This window comes from Aurantimonas sp. DM33-3, assembly GCF_014334315.1.
Lineage (GTDB): Bacteria > Pseudomonadota > Alphaproteobacteria > Rhizobiales > Rhizobiaceae > Aurantimonas > Aurantimonas coralicida.
Window position 1 is genome coordinate 70903 of record NZ_JACSGS010000013.1, and the last position, 19305, is coordinate 90207.

The following is a 19305-nucleotide window of genomic DNA, read 5'->3' on the forward strand; positions in this document are numbered from 1 at the left end:
GGAAGGTTCGAGCGTCGGGCGCCTTGCCAAGCGTCGCCGAATAGGGGAGCGAGGGCGGTAAGACAAACTGACGGATCGCCCGTGCCGCTCTGGATTCCGATTACCATCACCGCCGCCTTCCTGCAAAACCTCCGCTCGTCGCTGCAGCGACAGCTGAAGGGCCGGATGGGCTCGACCGGCGCGACCTTTGCGCGCTTCGGCTTCGGCTTTCCCTTTGCCGTGCTCTACATCGTGGCGCTCGACCTCGTCGGAGGCGCCACCCTGCCGGGGGTGAACGCGACCTTTCTCGTCGCCGTGGCGGCGGGCGGCATCGCCCAGATCCTCGCGACCTTCCTGCTGGTCTATCTGTTCGGCTTCCGCAATTTCATGGTCGGCACGGCCTATTCCAAGACCGAGCCGGTGCAGGCGGCGATCTTCGGCCTGATCATCCTCGGCGAGACGATCTCCTGGCTCGCCTTCGGCGCGATCCTGGCGGGCGCCTTCGGCGTCGGGCTGATCTCGATCGCCGGGCGCAAGGGCGGCACCAGCCTGCGCCGGGCGCTCTTGTCGCGCGAGGCGGGGATCGGCATCGCCTCGGGCGCCTTCTTCGGCATCTCGGCCGTCTGCTTCCGCGGCGCGTCGCTGTCGCTGGAGGAGGGCGGCGTACTGGCCCGGGCGGCGACGACGCTCGTCTGGGCGACCGGCATCCAGACCGCCGTGATGCTCGTCTGGATGGCGCTGAAGGACCGGGCCGAACTCGTCGCCGTCGCCAGGGCCTGGCGGCCGGCGCTGCTGGTCGGGCTCGTGGGCGTCTCGGCCTCGGCCTGCTGGTTCACCGCCATGACGCTGGAAAAGGTCGCCTATGTCCGCGCGCTCGGCCAGATCGAACTGATCTTCACCTTCGCCTCGTCGGTGTTCTGGTTCCGCGAGAAGATCGCCCGGCTGGAGCTGGCGGGTTGCCTGCTGATCGTCGCCGGCATCCTGACATTGCTGGGCACGACCACCTGACAGCGCGTTCGCGCCGGGCCAGCGCCGCGGCAGTTCAAGTCGCAGCGAAGCAAACCGAAGCGGCCGCAAGGGAACCGTGACGGGGCCACGATCTTTTCCTCGCCGGATCGGAGCGAGGTCATGACGCCATTCATCAAGCTTTCCGCGGCAGGCTTCGCGGCGACCGCCATCACCTTCGGGCCTGCCCGCATGGGGTTCGGCCTGTTCCTGGCGGAGTTCAAGTCGACCTTCTCCCTGTCGACCGGCATGGCCGGCGTGATCTCGGGGATCGGCTTCTTCGGCTTCTTCCTGGGGCTGCTGATCAGCTACGCGATGACCGCGCGATCCGGTCCGCGCATGCCGGTGGTGTCCGGCTTGTTCGCGGCATTGGTCGGCATGGGGATCGTGGCGGCGGCGCCGAATGCCTGGGTGCTGGCCGTTGGCGTGTTCCTTGCTACCTCCAGCGCCGGCTTCTCCTGGGCGCCGTTCAACAACGCCGTCCATCGGCTGGTCGACGAGGCCCGGCGCCCGGCGACGCTCTCCATGGTCAGCACCGGAACCAGCCTCGGCGTTGCGGCTGCCGGCGCGACGGCCCTGATGGTCAGCTATGGCGAATTGTCGTGGCGCTACGGCTGGGCCGGTTTCGCGGTGGTCGCCGCCATGGCGCTGGCCGGCAATATCGGGGCGCTGCGCGAGCTGGCCGGCGATCCCGGCCCTCCTGGGAAAGGAAGCTGGAAATCGCTGATCGCCGAGCCGGCGCGGCCGCTCCTGTGGATCGCCCTGTCCTTCGGCATCACCACGACGATCTACATCTCCTTCGCCGCCGACCGGATCCAGCAGGCCGGCGGACTGCCCGGCATTCCGGAAGGCGCCGCCCCGGCCATCGTCTTCCTGTCCTATGGCATCTTCGGGCTCGTCGGCCTGACGACGGGGCGGCTCAAGACGCTGATCGGGCTGCCCTGGCTCCTGCGGCTTCTGCATGTCGCCGCGGCCGCCGCGCTGGCATTGATCGCGCTGGCTCCGAATTCCTGGACCGGCGTCGTTGTCTCGGCCGGGCTGCAGGGCGCCTATGTGATGATGATGAGCGCGGTGATGGCGTTCTGGTCGGAGGAACTGTTTCCCTCCATGCCGTCGCTGAGCTTCACGGAAGCCCTGCTGGCGGTCGCCGTCGGCAGCGTCGTCGGTCCGCTCGTCGCCGGTTTCGCCTCGAGCGCCTTCGGGCCGGAAGCGATGTTCCTCGGGGCTGCCGGCATCGCCGCGGTCACGGCGGCGAGCATCCTGCCGCGGATGATCCGCGAACGCTGGCCGCGCGAGGCGGGCGCTGGCGGCGGGGCCATGCGCCGCCGCAGCGCCTAGGGGACGATCAGCGTGCCGGCGCCGTGCTCGGTCAGGAGTTCCAGAAGCACCGCGTGACGCTTCTTGCCGTTCAGGATGACGACGCCTTCGACACCGCTCTCGATCGCCTCGATGCAGGTCTCGACCTTGGGGATCATGCCGCCTGAGATCGTGCCGTCGCGGATCAGGGTGCGGGCCTCGGCGACCGAAAGCTCCTTGATCAGCTCGCCGGACTTGTCGAGAACGCCGGGCACGTCGGTCAGGAACAGGAGGCGCGAGGCTTCCAGCGCGCCGGCAATGGCCCCGGCGAAGGTATCGGCATTGATGTTGTAGGTGGCGCCGTCGCGGCCAGGCGCGACCGGGGCGATCACCGGGATCATCTCGGAGCGGGCGAGAAGGTCGAGGAGGGTGCGGTCCACCTCGACCGGTTCGCCGACAAATCCGAGATCGAGCACCCGCTCGATGTTGGAATCAGGATCGACGACCGTCTTGCGGGCCTTTTCGGCGAAGACCATGTTGCCGTCCTTGCCGCACAGGCCGATGGCCCATTCGCCCTCGGCATTGATCAGCGCGACGATTTCCTTGTTGATCGAACCGGCGAGGACCATCTCGACGATCTTCACCGTCTCCTCGTCGGTGACCCGGAGCCCGCCCTCGAAGCGCGATTCGATGCCCATCTGGGAGAGCATGCGGCCGATCTGCGGGCCGCCGCCATGCACGACGATCGGATTGACGCCGGACTGCTTGAGCAGGGCTATGTCGCGGGCGAAGGCCTGGCCGAGGTCGGCATTGCCCATGGCGTGGCCACCATATTTCACCACGACGGTCTTGTTCTCGTAGGCCTGCATGAACGGCAGCGCCTCGGCGAGGAGGCGGGCCTGGGTCTCGCCGGTGTCCGGCTGCGGATCGGAATGGTTCATGGGCGGTCTCCGGACCCCGTGCTGATGCGTCGCGGGCGGCTTCTAGCCGGAATTGGCGACAAGAGAAACTGCCGGGCGCCACAGAAATGGCGGCCGGTCGTCCATGTCGGGCGCTGCGGCATGTCGTCCGCCTCACGCGATCGTGGGGCGCTGCGCCCTTTCGGATTAGGCCCGATGCCCGAAATTCCGAGCGTCCCCCAACCGACTGGAGTGCCGCCCGCCATGCGAAATGCCGTGACCGCCTGCCTTGTCTCCCTGCCGGTGCTCCTCGGCGCTGCGGGGAGTGCGTCGGCACAGGAGGGCTTCGATGCGGCGCGGGTCGCGGACACCCACATCCTCATGCGCCATGCCATCGCGCCGGGCACGGGCGATCCGGCCGCCTTCACGCTCGGCGACTGTTCGACCCAGCGCAATCTGTCCGACGAGGGGCGGGCGCAGGCACGGCGCATCGGCGACCGGCTGCGCCAGGCCGGCGTCGCGATCGACGTGGTTCTGGCGAGCCAATGGTGCCGGTCCACCGAGACCGCCGAGCTCCTGGGTTTCGGTCCGGTGATGGCCGCGCCGGAGCTCAATTCCTTCTTCGCCGACCGAAGCAATGGCGCGGCGCAGACCGATGCCTTGAAAGCGCGGCTCGCGGAGCTCGACGCCGCCGGCCGGAAGGCGGCGCTGGTCAGCCATCAGGTCAACATCACTGCGCTGACCGGAATCTATCCGGCCTCCGGGGAGATCGTGGTGATCGCCCTTGACGAAGACGGCAACGTCACCGTCGAGGGGCGCATCCGCACCGACTGACCGGCGGCTCAGTCGCCCGAGACGGCGCGGCGGATGTCGTCGAGGGCGGTCGCGTCCTCGATGGTCGCGGGGGTCTCGTAATCGTCCCGGTCGACGATGGCCTTCATGGTGCGCCGCAGCACCTTGCCGGAGCGGGTCTTGGGCAGCTTGTCGACGACGAGCACGCGCTTGAAGGCGGCGACCGGCCCGATGCGTTCGCGCACCAGCGTGATCAGCTCCGCTTCGATCTGCCCGCGATCCAGCTGGCTGGTGTTCTTCAGGACGACGAAGCCGCAGGGCAACTCGCCCTTCAGCGCGTCGCGCATGCCGATGACGGCGCATTCGGCGACCGCTGGATGACCGGCCACGGCCTCCTCCATCTCGCCCGTCGACAGGCGGTGCCCGGCGACGTTGATGACGTCGTCGGTGCGGCCCATGACGTAGACATAGCCCTCCTCGTCGATGAAGCCGGCGTCGGAGGTGGAATAGTAGCCGGGGAAGGCCGTCAGATAGGCGTCCCGGAAACGGTCGTCGGCGTTCCAGAGGGTCGGCAGGGCGCCCGGCGGCAGCGGCAGCTTGATGGCGATGGCGCCCATCTCGTTGGGCGGCGCCTGTTCGCCCATGGCATTCAGCACCTGCACGTCGAAGCCGGGCATGGCGACGCCGGGGCTGCCGCGCTTGATCGGCAGGAGGCCGAGCCCGAGGGGATTGGCGGCGATCGGCCAGCCGGATTCGGTCTGCCACCAATGGTCGATGACGGGCCGCTGCAGGGCCTTTTCCGCCCAGATCAGGGTTTCCGGATCGGCGCGCTCGCCGGCCAGAAACAGTGCCTCGAATTGCGACAGATCGTAATTGCCCGGCAGCTTGCCGTCGGGGTCCTCCTTGCGGATGCCGCGGATCGCCGTCGGGGCGGTGAACAGCACCTTGACCCCGTGTTCGGCGGCCACGCGCCAGAAGGTGCCGGCGTCGGGCGTGCCGATGGGCTTGCCCTCGAACAGGACGGTGGTGCAGCCGCGCAGGAGCGGCGCGTAGACGATGTAGGAATGGCCGACGACCCAGCCGACGTCGGAGGCGCAGAAGAACACCTCGCCCTGGTCGGTGCCGAAGATCGCCTGCATCGACCAGTGCAGCACCACCATGTGGCCGCCGGTGTCGCGCACGACGCCCTTCGGCTTGCCGGTCGTGCCGGAGGTGTAGAGGATGTAGAGCGGGTCGGTGGCCTTCATGGACGCGCAGGGCACCTCGCGCCCGGCGGCGATGGCGGCCATCGCATGGTGGCGCAGTTCGTCCCAGTCGTGGTCGCGGCCCTCGATCAGGTCGCAGTCGAGTTCGGGACGGCGCAGCACGATGGTGGCGGCCGGCTTGTGGGTGGCCAGTTCGATCGCCTTGTCGAGCAGCGGCTTGTATTCGACCTTGCGGGTCGGCTCGATGCCGCAGGAGGCCGACAGGATCAGGGTCGGCGCCGCGTCGTCGATGCGCGCGGCCAGCTCACGCGCGGCAAAGCCCCCGAACACCACCGAATGGATCGCGCCGATGCGGGCGCAGGCCAGCATGCCGATCATGGTTTCCGGCACCATCGGCATGTAGATGATGACCCGGTCGCCTCGGCCGACGCCGAGATCGGTGAGATTGGCGGCCAGCGCCTTCACCTCGACCAGTAATTCGCCGTAGGTCAGCTTGCGCTTGCCGCCGGTGACGGGGGAATCGTGAATGATCGCGACCTGGTCGCCGCGCCCGGCCTCGACATGGCGGTCGATGGCGTTGAAGCAGGTGTTGCATTCGCCGTCGGGAAACCAGCGGCCATAGACGCCGGCATCGGGGTCGAGGGCGCGGGTCGGCTTCTTCGTCCAGACCAGCTTGCCGGCCGCGTCGAGCCAGAATTTCTCCGGGTCGCTTCGGCTGGCGTCGTAGACCTCGTGATAGCGGCTGGCCATGGTCGTTCCTCCCCGTTGCGCCTCGTGCCGATCCGGTGCGCTGCCGCCGCGCCGGATTCCGCGATCTCCCCGCCGCGCCTGACGACAGGCTCGGCATTCCAGGAGGGTAACCTAACGACCGGTGAGGGGAAGGGACATTCGCCTTTCGGCGCGGACGCCAGCGGCCATGGGGCCTGGCGCAGGGCCCGCCGTTCAGGCTCGTTCAGGCTCGTTCGGTGCGGGTGCTGCGCGGGCTGGTGGGCAGGAAGGTCGCCGCAAGGCCACGCGGGACGGCTGCGGTCTTGGCAGGCTTGATCGCCGGCAGGGGATCGGTGACGGCGTTTTCGCGCAGACGGCGCGCCGGCAGCAGCAGGACGACCAGTCCGACGATCGGCGCAGCGGCCAAGAGCAGCGCCTCGCCCGGCGTTTCGAGGAGCCACAGCGTCATGGCGCTTGCCGCCAGCCATAGCAGCGGCAGCGCGGCCAGCGACAGGGCCAGCCGCCGTTGCGGGACGGTGACGGCGAGAAGGCCGATGGCGACGAGGGCGGTGGGGTCCGGAGCCAGGGCGAACCATTCGAGGCCGTCTGCTGCACGGCCGAACAGCCAGCCGGCCAGCGGATGGACGATGAGGCCGTAGAGGACAAAGGCCGCTCCCGCCAGGAGACGGAGCGCCGAAAGGGAGATGCGCGGCTGCGCTGACCGGCCGAAGACGACGGAGGCCACGAGAAGCAGGCCGGCCTCGGCGGCGAAGGCCCAGCCCGGATAGATCGCCGCCCAGTTGATCGTCGCATAGACGCCGAGGAAGAACAGCCAGGCGGACGTCGCAAAGGCCGCCGCCAGCAGGGCCGCGCTGGCCGGTAGAGCCCGGCGATGCCGCCCTGCCGCGAGCCCGAGGCAGGCCAGCGCCACGGCGATGCCGACAACAGGAACCGGCCAGGCGCGCGCGTTGATCTGCGCGAAGAGATCCCGGTAGATCGCCGCATCGAACAACAGGAAGTCCTGTAGGCTGTAGGTGGACAGATCGGCCAGCATGGGAGCGGTCTTAGAGATTGTCGAAGGCGAACGCCATCTGCCGGCGCTGCGCGGCATCAGGCATCGGCCCCGTCGCCGCGGCCATGTTCTCGCGCAGATGGTCGACGCGACGGGTTGCCGGGATCGCGACGGTCAGCGCCGGATGCGAGACGATGTATTTCAACAGGAATTGCGGCCAGGTCTCCGCACCGATCTCGGCGGCGACAGCCGGCAGCGGCTGGTTCGCGACCGCGTCGATCAGCGCCCCGCGCCGGAACGGACGGTTGGCGATCACCGCGATGCCGCGTTCGGCGGCCAGCGGCAGCAGACGCTCTTCGGGCTCCCGGTCGGCCAGATTGTAGGTGAGCTGGACGAAGTCGATCGGCCGGCTTTCCATGATCGCCGCGACCTCCTCGTGGCGGCGGCCATGGGAGGTGGTGATGCCGATATGGCCAATGCGGCCCTCGGCCTTCATGGCGGCCAGCGTGTCGAGATGCCCCTCCCAGCCGACGAGATTGTGCACCTGCATCAGGGCGAGGCGCGGGACGCCCCACAGGCGCTCGGTCTCGGCGATCTGCGCGGGGCCGTCGGAGGGCGAACCCGTCCAGACCTTGTCGGCGGCAAACAGGGTATCGGGGATGCCAAGCTGGCTGAGACCGTGGCCGATGGTTGCCTGGGACGAGCCGTACATGGGCGAGGAATCGATCATGCCGCCGCCCGCCTCGAAGAAGGCCTGCATGACGGCCGTCCGCTCGGCCAGCGCTTCGGCATTGTCACCAACATTGAAGGTGATCCAGGTGCCGAGCCCGATGACCGGAATGGCGATGCCGCTGGACGGGACGGTCTTCGTCGTGAGCGGGCCGGACCCGGCACCTGCGGCCGGCTGCGCACCGGCGCGGGACAGACCGAGCGTCGCGGCGAGGCCCGTGGCGGCGGCGCCGGTCAGGATGGTCCGGCGGTCGAACGAGTGCGGCATGGGATCCTCCGGGCTGGGCATGTCGAGGTGCAACCCGAGGAGAGCACGGAGGTTGCGACGACGCGACCGCTTGCCGCTCACGATTGTCTCAGAGGATCGTCAACGGCCCGGTCCGACCTTCGAAAACCCGCCCGCCGCGAATTTTTGAGGTGCGTACTTCAAAACGCGGCGAGCCTGCGCGATACTGTGCGCGAAGACGCGGCGTGGGGGCTCGCTCGACTGCCCCGCGCCGATCCGGGAGGATGCCATGATGACGGGAGAAGCCGCGCGCGCGGCGCGCGATACGCTCGGCGAAAGCCGGGCGTTCGGGCGTTTGTCGCCGCGTTCTTCCGGGCCGTCGCCATCCCTTCGCACCTGACACCACCGCCATTCCCGTGGGCGCAAAGCCCGACCTTCAGGAAGCTGTTCCATGTCCAACACCTCCTTCTTCGATCTCTCGACGCCGGTCGCCTTTGCCGGCGAACAATCCACCGACCCGCTCGCCTTCCGCTTCTACGACAAGGACCGGCAGGTCATGGGCAAGCGGATGGAGGACCATCTGCGCTTTGCCGCCTGCTACTGGCATTCCTTCACCTGGCCGGGTGGCGACCCGTTCGGTGGCGAGACCTTCCTGCGGCCCTGGATGCATGGCGAGGATCCGCTGGCGCTGGCCCGCCAGAAGGCCGACGTCGCCTTCGAGATGTTCCGGCTCCTCGACGTGCCGTTCTTCACCTTCCACGACGTGGACGTGGCGCCGGAAGGCGCGTCGTTGCAGGAATCCAACGACAATCTGAAGGCGATCACCGACATCTTCGCCCAGAAGATGGAGAGCCAGAAGGTGCGGCTGCTTTGGGGCACCGCCAATCTCTTCTCCAACCGGCGCTACATGGCCGGCGCGGCGACCAATCCTGATCCGGACGTCTTTGCCTATGCGGCGGGGCAGGTGAAGGCGGCGCTCGATGCCACCCATCGCCTTGGCGGCGCGAACTATGTCTGCTGGGGTGGGCGCGAAGGCTACGAGACCCTGCTCAACACCGACATGAAGCGCGAACTCGACCAGCTCGGCCGGTTCTTCGCCATGCTCGTCGACTACAAGCACAAGATCGGTTTCGAGGGGCCGATCCTGATCGAGCCGAAGCCGAAGGAGCCGACCAAGCATCAGTATGATTTCGACGCGGCGGCGGTCTTCGCCTTCCTGCAGAAATACGATCTTCTCGGCGAGGTGAAGCTCAACATCGAGCAGAACCACGCCATCCTCGCCGGTCATTCCTTCGACCACGAGGTGCGCTACGCCTATGCCAACGATCTGTTCGGCTCCCTCGACGTCAATCGCGGCGACGATCTCCTGGGCTGGGACACCGACCAGTTCGCCATGGACGTGAAGGAACTGGCGCTGGTCTTCCACGAGATGCTGCAGCATGGTGGCTTCACCACGGGCGGGCTGAATTTCGACGCCAAGATCCGGCGCCAGTCGATCGATCCGGACGATCTGCTGATCGCCCATGTCGCGTCGATGGACGCCTGCGCTCGCGGCCTTCTGGCCGCAGAGAAGATGCTGGCCGATGGTGCGCTGACCAGGCATGTCGGCGACCGCTATGCCGGCTGGGACGGCAGCGAGGGCAAGGCGGTGCTTGCCGGCGAGCGCAGCCTGGAACAGGTCGCCGCGCGGGCGCTCGACCTCGACCCGCAGCCCCGCTCGGGCCGGCAGGAATATCTCGAGGGCGTGGTCAACCGCTACGTCTGACGGCTTGAGAAAGCCTATGCCGCGCGGCACGGTCTGACCCGGTCGGGCTTCCTCGCCGCGGCGGCCCGGCGCAAGCTCGACGAATCCGCATGAACCTGCGGCCAGTGAAGGACGTGACATGAGCAATTATCTCGGCCTCGATCTCGGCACCTCCTCGCTGAAGGCCCTGCTGATCGGCGACGACCAGCGCGTCATCGCGTCCGCTTCGGTACCGCTCAGCGTCGAGCGGCCGCAATTCGGCTGGTCGGAGCAGGCCCCCCAGAGCTGGATCGCGGCCTGCGAGACCGCGCTGGGCGAGTTGTCCGATACCCATGGCGCCGATCTCGCGGCGGTGGCCGGCATCGGCCTGTCGGGACACATGCACGGGGCGACGCTGCTGGGCGCGGACGACGCGGTCCTGCGGCCCTGCATCCTGTGGAACGACACCCGCAGCCACGAAGAGGCGGCCGAACTCGACGATGAGGAATCGCGGGCGATCACCGGCAACATCGTGTTTCCGGGCTTCACCGCGCCGAAGATCGTCTGGGTCGCGCGCAACGAGCCGGAGGTCTTCGCCCGGCTGCGCCGGGTGCTGCTGCCGAAGGACTATCTGCGGCTGTGGCTGACCGGCGAGGCGGTGTCGGAAATGTCGGATGCCGCCGGAACCGCATGGCTCGACACCGGTGCGCGCGACTGGTCGGCGCGGATGCTGGAAAAGACCGGGCTGGCGATCGACCACATGCCGCGGCTGGTGGAGGGCACCGCGGTTTCCGGCGGCCTGCGCCCCGAACTCGCCGCGCGCTTCGGCATGAAGGAGGGCACGGTGGTGGCTGGTGGCGGCGGCGACAATGCCGCCTCGGCCTGCGGCGTCGGCGTTGCCGAACCCGGCGCCGGCTTCCTGTCGCTGGGCACCTCGGGCGTGCTGTTCACCGCCTCGGCCGGCTACGAGCCCGCGCCGGAGACGGCGCTGCACACCTTCTGCCATGCCATTCCCGGCCTCTGGCACCAGATGGGCGTGACCTTGTCGGCGGCCGGTTCGGTGGAGTGGCTGTCGAAGCTCCTGAAGGAGGAGCCGGCGGCGCTGACCGGCGCCCTGGGCGAGACGGTGCAGGCCCCCGGCCGTCTGACCTTCCTGCCGTATCTGTCCGGCGAGCGCACGCCGCACAATGATTCCGAAATCCGCGGTGTCTTCGCCGGGCTGGAGGCCGATACCGGCCGCGAGGCGATGACGCGGGCCGTGCTGGAGGGTGTCGCCTTTTCCATGCGCGATTGCCTGGAGGCCGGCGGCGAAGCGGCGCGTCCGCAGCGGCTGATCGCCGTGGGCGCCGGTTCGCGCTCGGCCTACTGGCTGCAATTGATGGCGAATGTGCTGGATACGGAGATTGCATTACCCGAGGCGGGCGATTTCGGCGCCGCCTTCGGGGCAGCTCGCCTCGGCCTCTGCGCAGCGACCGGCGACGATCCGAAGGCGGTAATGACCGAGCCGCCGATCGCCCGCCGTTTCCGGCCAGACAACGCCCACGGCCGGGCCTTCGACGATGCCTATCTGTTCTATCGCAGGCTCTATCCAGCGCTGCGCGCCGCCATGGCGGACTGACCCGGAACGCATTCGGGCGCGAGAACCTCCCGCGCCCGATCAAACGATCTGCTATTCGCGCATCGCGCCCGGGCCGGGCGTTGCGCCGGGCGGGCACTTGCCGAGGATGATCATGCCGAGGACCTCGTCCTTGGTGACGTCCTCGGTCCGTGCGCCGCCGACGATCTGGCCATTCTTCATCACCACCACCCGGTCGGCGAGGTCGAAGACGTCGTGGATGTCGTGGCTGATCAGGAAGATGCCGATCCCGTCCTTCTTCAGCTCCTTGATCAGCTCGCCAACCTGCGCGGTCTCCTGCGGCCCGAGCGCCGCGGTGGGCTCGTCCATGATCAGGATCTTGGCGTTGAACAGGATCGCCCGGGCGATGGCGACGGACTGGCGCTGGCCGCCGGAGAGCGCCTTCACCGGCTCCTTGAAACGCTGGAAGTTCGGGTTCAGCCGGCCCATCACCTTGCGGGCCTCGGCCTCCATGGCGCCGTCGTCGAGCGTGCCCCAGGGGGTGAGCATCTCGCGGCCGAGGAAGAGGTTGGCGGCGGCGTCGACATTGTCGGCCAGCGCCAGCGTCTGGTAGATCGTCTCGATGCCATAGGCCTTGGCATCGCGCGGATTGGCGATCGCCGCCGGCTCGCCGCGCACATGGATCTCGCCGGAATCGCGCTTGTAGGCGCCCGACAGGATCTTGATCAGCGTCGACTTGCCGGCGCCGTTATGGCCGAGCACCGCGACCACTTCGCCGGGATAGAGATCGATGGTCGCGCCGTCGACGGCGTGGATGCCGCCGAAGGCGATCGAGATGTCACGCATGTCGACCAGCGGCGGACCGCTGCGGTCGACGGGGTCGCTGTGACCGGCGCCGTGGTCGTGGATGGACTGCTCGGTGGCGCTCATGCGGCCCTCCTGCGATAGACGGTGTCGATCCACACGGCGATGATCAGGACCACGCCGACGACGATCGACTGCAGCGGCGAATCCACGCCCAGAAGCACCATGCCCGACTGCAGCGACTGCATGACCAGCGCGCCGAGCATGGCGCCGATGATGGTGCCGGCACCGCCGGCGAGCGACGTGCCGCCGATGACCGCCGCGGCGATGACGTAGAGCTCGTCCAGCGTGCCGAGCGCGTTGGTGGCGGCGTTGAGGCGGGCGGTGGAGATCGCCGCGCCGAGGGCGGCGAGGCCGCCCATCAGCATGAACACCTTCATCACCACCCAGCGGGTGTTGATGCCGGCGAGCTCGGCGGCCTCCGGATTGCCGCCGATGGCGAAGACGTAGCGGCCGAAGCGGGTGCGCTGGGTCACGAAGGTCATGACGATGCCGACGACGATGGCGATCAGCACCGGCACGGCGACGCCGTAGCCGATATGCAGGCCGCCTTCCGGCACCTCGATGCCGGCGGCCTCGGCGTAGCGCCGGGCGATGGCGGACGGCCATTCATAGGCGTTGAGGACCAAAGCGGCGCCCAGGATGATGATGGTGGTGACGGCGGCGATGGTCACCTCCGCCCAGACCGGTCGCTGCGGGAAGCCGAAGCGCACCCGGCGCTTGCGGGCGAAGACCAGCGAGGCGACGACGGCGATACAGGCGAGGATGGCGAGGATCCACGTCCAGGTCTCGCCGAGCGAGCCGGTGGCGCCGCCCCCCATCAGCCGAAACGTATCGTCGAGCGGGGCGACGGTGCGACCCGAGGTCAGCCACCAGGCGACGCCGCGCCAGATCAGCAGGCCGCCCAGCGTGACGATGAAGGCCGGCACGCCCATGAAGGCGATGATGTAGCCCTGCAGACCGCCGATCGCGACGCCGACGAGGATGCCGGCGGCGAGGGTGAGAAGCCAGGTGAAGGGGCTGTCGAAGCCGAGCATGCCGGGCAGTATGTTGGCCTGCAGCGCGGCCATGGCCATGCCGGTGAAGCCGAGGATCGAGCCGACCGACAGGTCGATGTTGCGGGTGACGATGACCAGCACCATGCCGGTAGCCATGACCGCGATGGACGAGGTCTGGACCGTCAGGTTCCACAGATTGCGCGGGGTCAGGAAGATGCCGCCGGACAGGACGTGGAAGACCAGCCAGATCACCAGGAGCGCGCCGACCATGCCCAGCATGCGGGTGTCGACTTCGGTGGCCCGGACAAATCGGGACAGGCCGCCTCCCGTCGACGCGCGGGCGCCGACGCTGGGTTCGGATGCCGACTGGCTCATGCTCGCCTCCCTGGCGCAATCACGCTGGTGCGGTGCCGGGCGAAAGGGCCCGGGGCAAGGCGTTCAGCGCTGTCCTGTTGGAATGTTGCACCCGATCCGGCCGTGGGGGAAGCGCCGGGCCGAGGACCGGGCGTTCGAGCAGGCCGTGAGGGTGAAAGGCCGCCCCCTGTTCGGGAGCGGCCGTCGTGTCGTCTGGATTAGTCGCAGGCCGGAACCGAGCCGGCGTCGACACCCTGGCAGACCACGTCCTTCGACACCCAGCCGGCGTCGATGATGGTGTCCAGATTGTCCTTGGTGATCGCCACCGGCTTCAGGAAGATCGCCTGCATCTCGGTGCCGTTCGGGCCACCGGACCAGGATTCGACGCCCTCGACCTCGTTCATGGCCGTGCCGTCGGCGAGATCGATGGCGATCTCGGCGGCGCGCTTGCCCAGTTCGCGGGAATCCTTCCAGACCGAGACGGTCTGCGTGCCGCGGGCGATGCGGTTGAGCGCCGCGAAGTCTGCATCCTGGCCGGAGACCGGCACGGAGCCGGCCAGACCCTGGGACTCCAGAGCCGCCACGGCGCCGCCGGCGGTGCCGTCATTCGAGGCGACGACCGCGTCGACCTCGTTGTTGTTGGCGGTCAGGATCTGTTCCATGTTCTGCTGGGCGTTGGCGGGCAGCCAGCCGTCCGTATAGGCCTCGCCGACATTCTTGATCTTGCCGGAATCGATGGCTTCCTGGAGCACTTCCATCTGGCCCGAGAACAGGAAGTCGGCGTTCGGATCGGCCGAGGAGCCCTTGATGAAGGCGTAATTGCCTTCCGGCTGGGCCTTCTGGACTTCGCGCGCCTGGATGCGGCCGACTTCCTTGTTGTCGAAGGTCAGGTAGAAGGCATCCGGGTTCTCGATCAGGCGGTCGTAGCCGACCACCGGGATGCCGTTGTTGACGGCGGCCTGCACGGCAGGGCCGATGGCGGCGGAATCCTGCGCCAGGATGATCAGCGCATCGGCGCCCTGCGAGATCAGCGACTCCACGTCGGTGAGCTGCTTGGAGGCCGACGACTGGGCGTCCGCCGAAATATAGGTGGCGCCGGCGGCCTCGAGGGCCTTCTTGATGGCCGCCTCGTCGGTCTTCCAGCGCTCTTCCTGGAAGTTGGACCAGGACACGCCGACGGTCTTGCCGTCCTGCGCGGCGGCCGATCCGGCGGCAGCCATCGAGAACACCGCGCCAGCCAGCGCGAGCTTCAGAAACTTCATGATTTTCCTCCCGGCGCCATGGCGCCCGCTTTCCGGTCCCCGGCCCACATCCCGGCCGTCGAGACTTTTTCCAAGCCTCGGAAAAAATCGTGACAGCAATTTTCAGGCGTGTCAACATGACAATGGGGCTATGGCTATCCGCCGAGGAGGGCGGCCGTCCTAGGCCGGGGGAGGAACCAGGGATCATGCTCGCCAAGACCGATGCGGATGCCGTGCGCGTACACAATCGCCGCGCGGTCATCGACCATCTCAGACGCACCGGGATCGCCACCCGCAAGGCGATCAGTGCGGCCACCGGCCTGTCGGTGTCAGCGGCGTCCGCGATCACCACCGGCATGCTGCGCGCCGACCTCATCGTCGAGGTCGACGAGGACGAACGCGCCTCGCGCCGCGGCCGGCCCGGCAAGAGCCTCGGCCTGCAAGGGGCGGCCGCCACCGTCGCCACCGCCAAGATCGCCGTCGGCGAATTGTCGGTGCGCCTGTGCGACTATCGCGGTGTGACCCTCGGTGCGGCCTCCTGCGAACGCGACATCGCCGATCTCGACCAGGATGGGCTGGTGGCGCTGCTGGTGGAACTCCTGCGCGAGGCAGAGACGGCGAGCCCCGGTGCGCCGCTGCCCCGGCAGATCGTTCTGGCAGTGCAGGGCAAGACCGACAGCAATGCCCGGAGCATCCTGTGGTCGCCGACGCTGAAGGCGCGCAATCTGGAAATTGCCGGCCCGCTGTCGGCGCTGACCGGCGCCGAGGTCGGCGTCTTCAACGACTGCTCGCTGATGCCCGAGGCGTTCCGCTGGAAGCCCGATTTCGTCGGACGCGACTTTGCCACCCTGTTCATCGGCTTCGGTGTCGGCATGGGCCTGCGGCTCGGCGGCAGCACCTTTCAGGGCCAACGCTCATCGGCGGTGGAGTTCGGCCATATCAACCACATTCCCGGCGGCGCGCTCTGCCGGTGCGGCAATCGCGGCTGCGTGGAAGCCTATGCCGGCGACTATGCGATCTGGCGCCGGGCCTACGGGCGAACCGACGAAATCCCGACACGGCGGATTTCCGACGAGGACATGCACCGGCTGGCGGCGCTCGCCCGCTCCGGCGATGCCGCCGCGCTGGCGGCCTTCGAGGAGGCGGGCACGGCGATCGGCTACAGTCTCGGGCGCATGTTCACGCTGATCGACCCGCTGCCGATCGTGGTCACCGGCGCCGGGGCCCATGCCATGGACCTTCTGGAGCCGACGATCCGCGCCGGCATCGGCGACAGCGCCATTGACGGCGTCGGCGTCGACACGCCCTTCTCGCGGGTCGAGGATGTGGATGAGCTGGTGTTCGAGGCGGCCGCGGCCAAGGCGCTGGCTGCGGTGGATGGCGAGTTCGCCGGAGCCGGCGGCGCCGAGACGAGGGAGGCCGCCTGATGCAACCTCGTCCTGCGATCCTCGCGATGATCCTCCTCGGATCGCTGGGCGGACCGCTCGCACCGGCAATGGCGGAGGAGCCGGCCTGGAGCGAGCGCACCATCCGCCAGCGGATCGACCCCGCGACGCTGGCCGGGCCCCTGTCCGCCGAGGCCCTCGCGGAGTTGACCGAACAGGGCCGCGCGCTGTTCGAAGCGCGCTTCACCATTCTCGACGGGGCAGGGCGGCCGAATGCGACCCAGGCGATCGTGCCGACCCGCAGCCGGCGCCCGGCCGAGCACGCCTTCCAGCGCCTCGCCGGCCCCGACGCCAATGCCTGCTCGTCCTGCCACAACGAACCGGTCGCCGGCGGCGCCGGTGGCTTCGTCGCCAATGCCTTCGTGTCGGAGGGCTTCGAGAGCGCCGAGTTCGACACGCTCGATCCGCAATTTTCCAACGAGCGCGGCACCAACCATCTGTTCGGCGCCGGGCTGATCGAACTCCTGGCGCGCGAGATGACCGTCGATCTGACGGCGGCGCGGGCCGAGGCGCTGAAAGAGGCCCGCGCGAGCGGCAGGGAAGTCCGCCGGACGCTGACCTCCAAGGGCGTCGATTTCGGACGGATCACCGCGCTGCCCGACGGATCGGTGGATCTCGGCGAACTCGACGGCGTCGACGACGACCTGGTGGTGCGCCCCTTCACCCAGAAGGGCGTGATGACCTCGCTGCGCCAGTTCACCGTCAATGCGCTCAACCAGCATCACGGCATGCAGCCGGACGAGCGCTGGGGCACCCGCTGGACCGGCACGGCGGATTTCGACGGCGACGGGCACGATGACGAGCTCGGCGCCGGCGAAGTCTCGGCCCTGGTCGCCTGGCAGGCGACATTGCCGGCACCGCGCGAGATCGCGCCGCAGGATGCTGCGTGGCGCAAGGCCGCCGCACGGGGGCGCGACGTCTTCTCGGAACTCGGCTGCACGAGCTGCCATCGCCCCTCGCTGCCGCTGGACAGCCTCGCCTTCGCCGATCCCGGTCCGGTCGACACCGCCGGGACGCTGCGCACCGGCGATGTCGAGACGCCGGCCGTCTACGACCTTGCCCTGACCGAGTGGGCCCAGCATCTGCCGCGCGACGCCGAAGGGCGGGTACTGGTGCCGCTGTTCGGCGATCTGAAGCGCCACCGCATTGCCGACACCCGCACCGCCGATCTTGGCAACGAGACGCTGGCCCAGCGCTTTGTCGAACGCGATGTCTTCATGACCGCCGAGCTCTGGGGGCTGGCCGACACGGCGCCCTATGGCCATCGCGGCGACATGACCACGCTGGACGAGGTGATCCGCGTCCATGGCGGCGCGGCGAGCGAAAGTGCAGCGGGCTACAAGGACCTGGCCGAGGCCGACCGTTCGGCGCTGATCGCCTGGCTGAAGACCTTGAGGATCACGCCATGACCGGCCATCAGACCCCGGCCCGCGGCGGCGGCTTCTCTGCGATCGGCGCCGCCCTCGTGCTGCTGGCCTCGGCGGGCCTGGCCCATGCCGCGGGGCCCGCGGACGCGCCTTTGCCGTTTGCCGGCGACACGCCGCTTTTCCAGGAGGAGGCCAAGGCGGCGGGCATCGCGCACAGCTATGGCGGGCCGTGGGAGTTCTTCGTCGGCGGCGGCGGTGCGGCCTTCGACTGCAATGGCGACCGCTTTCCCGACCTGTTTCTGGCGGGCGGCAAGGGTGAGGCGGGTTTCTACGCCAACCGCTCGCAGGCGGGCGGGCCGCTTGCCTTCGAGAAACTGGCGCAGGACATCGACCCGAAGGACCTCGCCAATGTGACCGGCGCCTATCCGCTGGATATCGATCAGGACGGCCACGAGGATCTGGTGCTGTTGCGGGTCGGCGCGAACCTGCTCCTGAAAGGCGGGCCGGAATGCCGCTTCGAAAAGGCGAATTTCGACTGGAAGTTCGATGGCGGACGGGCCTGGACCACGGCTTTCTCGGCCATCGTCGAGCCCGGCGCGATCTATCCGACGCTGGCCTTCGGCAATTACGTCGACCGCGCCGCGCCGGGCTCGCCCTGGGGCACCTGCGCCGACAATGTGCTGCTGCGTCCCCGCGAAGGGGCCGACGGGCATCCGGACTATTCCGAGCCGACGGCGCTCAGTCCCGGTTTCTGCGCCCTGTCGATGCTGTTCACCGACTGGAACCGCTCCGGCCAGCCATCGCTGCGGATCACCAATGACCGGCAATATTACCGCGGCGGCGAGGAGCAGCTGTGGCGCGTCGAGCCGGGCCGCGCGCCGCGTCCCTATCGCAAGGCCGATGGCTGGCAGCATCTGACCATCTGGGGCATGGGCATCGCCGAAGGCGACGTCGACGGCGACGGCTATCCCGAATATGCCCTGACCTCGATGGGCGACACCAAGCTTCAGTTCCTCGACCGGGAGTTCGAGGATGCGCCGACCTATCGCGACGAGGCCTTCGAGCGGCGGGCGACGGCACACCGGCCCTATACCGGCGATCAGGGCCGGCCCTCGACCGGCTGGCATGCGGGCTTTGCCGATTTCAACAACGATACGGCGCTCGATCTCTTCATCGCCAAGGGCAATGTCGAGGCGATGCCGGATTTCGCCGCCTACGATCCGGACAATCTCCTGATGGGCGGCTTCGACGGCCGCTTCACCGAGCGCGGCGAGGCGGCGGGGCTGGCCCTGCCGACCAAGGGGCGCGGCGCCTTGCTCACCGACTTCAATCTCGACGGCGCCGAGGACATTCTGGTGGTCAATCGCGGCGGGCCGGCCAGCCTGTTCCGCAATCTCGGCGGAAAGAGCGATTTCGGCACGCGGCCGCTGGGCAATTTCCTGGAGGTCGCGCTCAGCCAGAAGGGCGGCAACCGCGCGGCGCTCGGCGCCAAGCTGTCGGTCAAGATCGGCACGGTCTCGCTCAACCGGACGATCCAGGTCGGCGGGGGCCACGCATCGGGCACTTCCGGCTTCGTGCATCTGGGGCTCGGCACGGCCGAACGGGCGGAGATCCGCGTCCAGTGGCCGGATGGCGAATGGAGCCATCCCTACCGGGTCTTCGCCAACAATTTCGTGCTGATCGAGCGCGACAAGCCGGCGGCGCGATACTGGTATCCGGATGCCGACCGGCCCGCCTTCTCGCCGGCGACCACCGCGGCAGCGCAGCGTTAGCCGCCTGGATCGCCGCGCCTGAGGCGATCGGACGCGGTTTCGTGATGCAACGGTCATCGAACGGTCGCGTTTTCCGCCCTTCATGCGGACGCTTTTGGCGGCGCGTGGCCCGCA

Annotated in this window: 16 protein-coding genes; 8 read left to right on the forward strand and 8 right to left on the reverse strand. The window is 68.6% G+C overall.

The annotated features are described in order from the left end of the window. The first annotated feature begins 81 nt into the window (after positions 1 to 81). The gene (locus tag H9Q09_RS16615; protein WP_187391948.1) at positions 82 to 987 is read left to right on the forward strand and encodes a DMT family transporter; all 906 of its coding nucleotides are present in this window, start codon (positions 82 to 84) and stop codon (positions 985 to 987) included. A 120-nt stretch (positions 988 to 1107) separates the two neighbouring features. Then, entirely contained in the window at positions 1108 to 2322 is a 1215-nt protein-coding gene (locus H9Q09_RS16620) for an MFS transporter (protein ID WP_187391949.1), read from the forward strand. Here H9Q09_RS16620 and argB read toward each other — a convergent pair. Further along, positions 2319 to 3221, reverse strand: a complete 903-nt coding sequence (argB, locus tag H9Q09_RS16625) for an acetylglutamate kinase (RefSeq protein ID WP_187391950.1) — start codon at positions 3219 to 3221, stop codon at positions 2319 to 2321. The two genes, H9Q09_RS16620 and argB, sit on opposite strands and share 4 nt — an antisense overlap. Before the next feature lie 222 nt (positions 3222 to 3443). Between argB and H9Q09_RS16630 the strand changes: the two genes are divergently transcribed. Then, positions 3444 to 4013, forward strand: coding sequence for a histidine phosphatase family protein (locus H9Q09_RS16630; RefSeq protein WP_187391951.1), 570 nt, complete (start codon positions 3444 to 3446; stop codon positions 4011 to 4013). 8 nt (positions 4014 to 4021) lie between these two features. Here the strand turns inward: H9Q09_RS16630 and H9Q09_RS16635 are convergent, their stop codons facing one another. The 4 genes from H9Q09_RS16635 to H9Q09_RS16650 form a co-directional block, all read right to left on the reverse strand. After that, a complete protein-coding gene (locus tag H9Q09_RS16635) occupies positions 4022 to 5926 on the reverse strand; it encodes a propionyl-CoA synthetase (protein ID WP_187391952.1) in 1905 nt (634 codons plus the stop codon). A gap of 202 nt (positions 5927 to 6128) precedes the next feature. Continuing rightward, on the reverse strand, positions 6129 to 6938 hold the full coding sequence (locus tag H9Q09_RS16640) for a DUF6064 family protein (protein ID WP_187391953.1): 810 nt from the start codon (positions 6936 to 6938) through the stop codon (positions 6129 to 6131). Between the two features lie 10 nt (positions 6939 to 6948). Further along, positions 6949 to 7893 (reverse strand): aldo/keto reductase, encoded by a 945-nt coding sequence (locus H9Q09_RS16645; protein WP_187391954.1) that lies wholly within the window; start codon positions 7891 to 7893, stop codon positions 6949 to 6951. Positions 7894 to 7992: 99 nt separating this feature from the next. Beyond that, positions 7993 to 8304 (reverse strand): hypothetical protein, encoded by a 312-nt coding sequence (locus H9Q09_RS16650; RefSeq protein ID WP_187391955.1) that lies wholly within the window; start codon positions 8302 to 8304, stop codon positions 7993 to 7995. Between H9Q09_RS16650 and xylA the strand changes: the two genes are divergently transcribed. Further along, positions 8303 to 9616, forward strand: coding sequence for a xylose isomerase (gene xylA, locus H9Q09_RS16655; RefSeq protein WP_187391956.1), 1314 nt, complete (start codon positions 8303 to 8305; stop codon positions 9614 to 9616). The genes H9Q09_RS16650 and xylA overlap by 2 nt on opposite strands. A 118-nt stretch (positions 9617 to 9734) precedes the next feature. Continuing rightward, positions 9735 to 11192 carry a xylulokinase gene (gene xylB / locus H9Q09_RS16660; RefSeq protein WP_187391957.1) on the forward strand — a complete coding sequence of 486 codons (1458 nt, stop codon included), beginning with the start codon at positions 9735 to 9737 and terminating at the stop codon, positions 11190 to 11192. Positions 11193 to 11243: 51 nt separating this feature from the next. On the opposite strand, the gene H9Q09_RS16665 is transcribed toward xylB, so the two are convergent. The 3 genes from H9Q09_RS16665 to xylF form a co-directional block, all read right to left on the reverse strand. Beyond that, a complete protein-coding gene (locus tag H9Q09_RS16665) occupies positions 11244 to 11996 on the reverse strand; it encodes an ATP-binding cassette domain-containing protein (protein ID WP_029703515.1) in 753 nt (250 codons plus the stop codon). An 80-nt stretch (positions 11997 to 12076) separates the two neighbouring features. Next, on the reverse strand, positions 12077 to 13387 hold the full coding sequence (locus H9Q09_RS16670) for a sugar ABC transporter permease (RefSeq protein WP_187391958.1): 1311 nt from the start codon (positions 13385 to 13387) through the stop codon (positions 12077 to 12079). A 197-nt stretch (positions 13388 to 13584) separates the two neighbouring features. Next, positions 13585 to 14628 (reverse strand): D-xylose ABC transporter substrate-binding protein, encoded by a 1044-nt coding sequence (gene xylF, locus H9Q09_RS16675; protein WP_024351651.1) that lies wholly within the window; start codon positions 14626 to 14628, stop codon positions 13585 to 13587. A gap of 185 nt (positions 14629 to 14813) precedes the next feature. Between xylF and H9Q09_RS16680 the strand changes: the two genes are divergently transcribed. Genes H9Q09_RS16680 through H9Q09_RS16690 form a run of 3 tightly spaced genes read left to right on the forward strand, consistent with a single transcriptional unit; the run spans position 14814 to position 19191 of the window. After that, the gene (locus tag H9Q09_RS16680) at positions 14814 to 16034 is read left to right on the forward strand and encodes an ROK family protein (RefSeq protein ID WP_246716190.1); all 1221 of its coding nucleotides are present in this window, start codon (positions 14814 to 14816) and stop codon (positions 16032 to 16034) included. Beyond that, positions 16034 to 17461 (forward strand): di-heme oxidoredictase family protein, encoded by a 1428-nt coding sequence (locus H9Q09_RS16685; RefSeq protein WP_246716191.1) that lies wholly within the window; start codon positions 16034 to 16036, stop codon positions 17459 to 17461. The genes H9Q09_RS16680 and H9Q09_RS16685 overlap by 1 nt, the downstream gene beginning before the upstream one ends. Further along, positions 17458 to 19191, forward strand: a complete 1734-nt coding sequence (locus H9Q09_RS16690; protein ID WP_187391960.1) for an ASPIC/UnbV domain-containing protein — start codon at positions 17458 to 17460, stop codon at positions 19189 to 19191. The genes H9Q09_RS16685 and H9Q09_RS16690 overlap by 4 nt, the downstream gene beginning before the upstream one ends. Positions 19192 to 19305 lie beyond the last annotated feature (114 nt).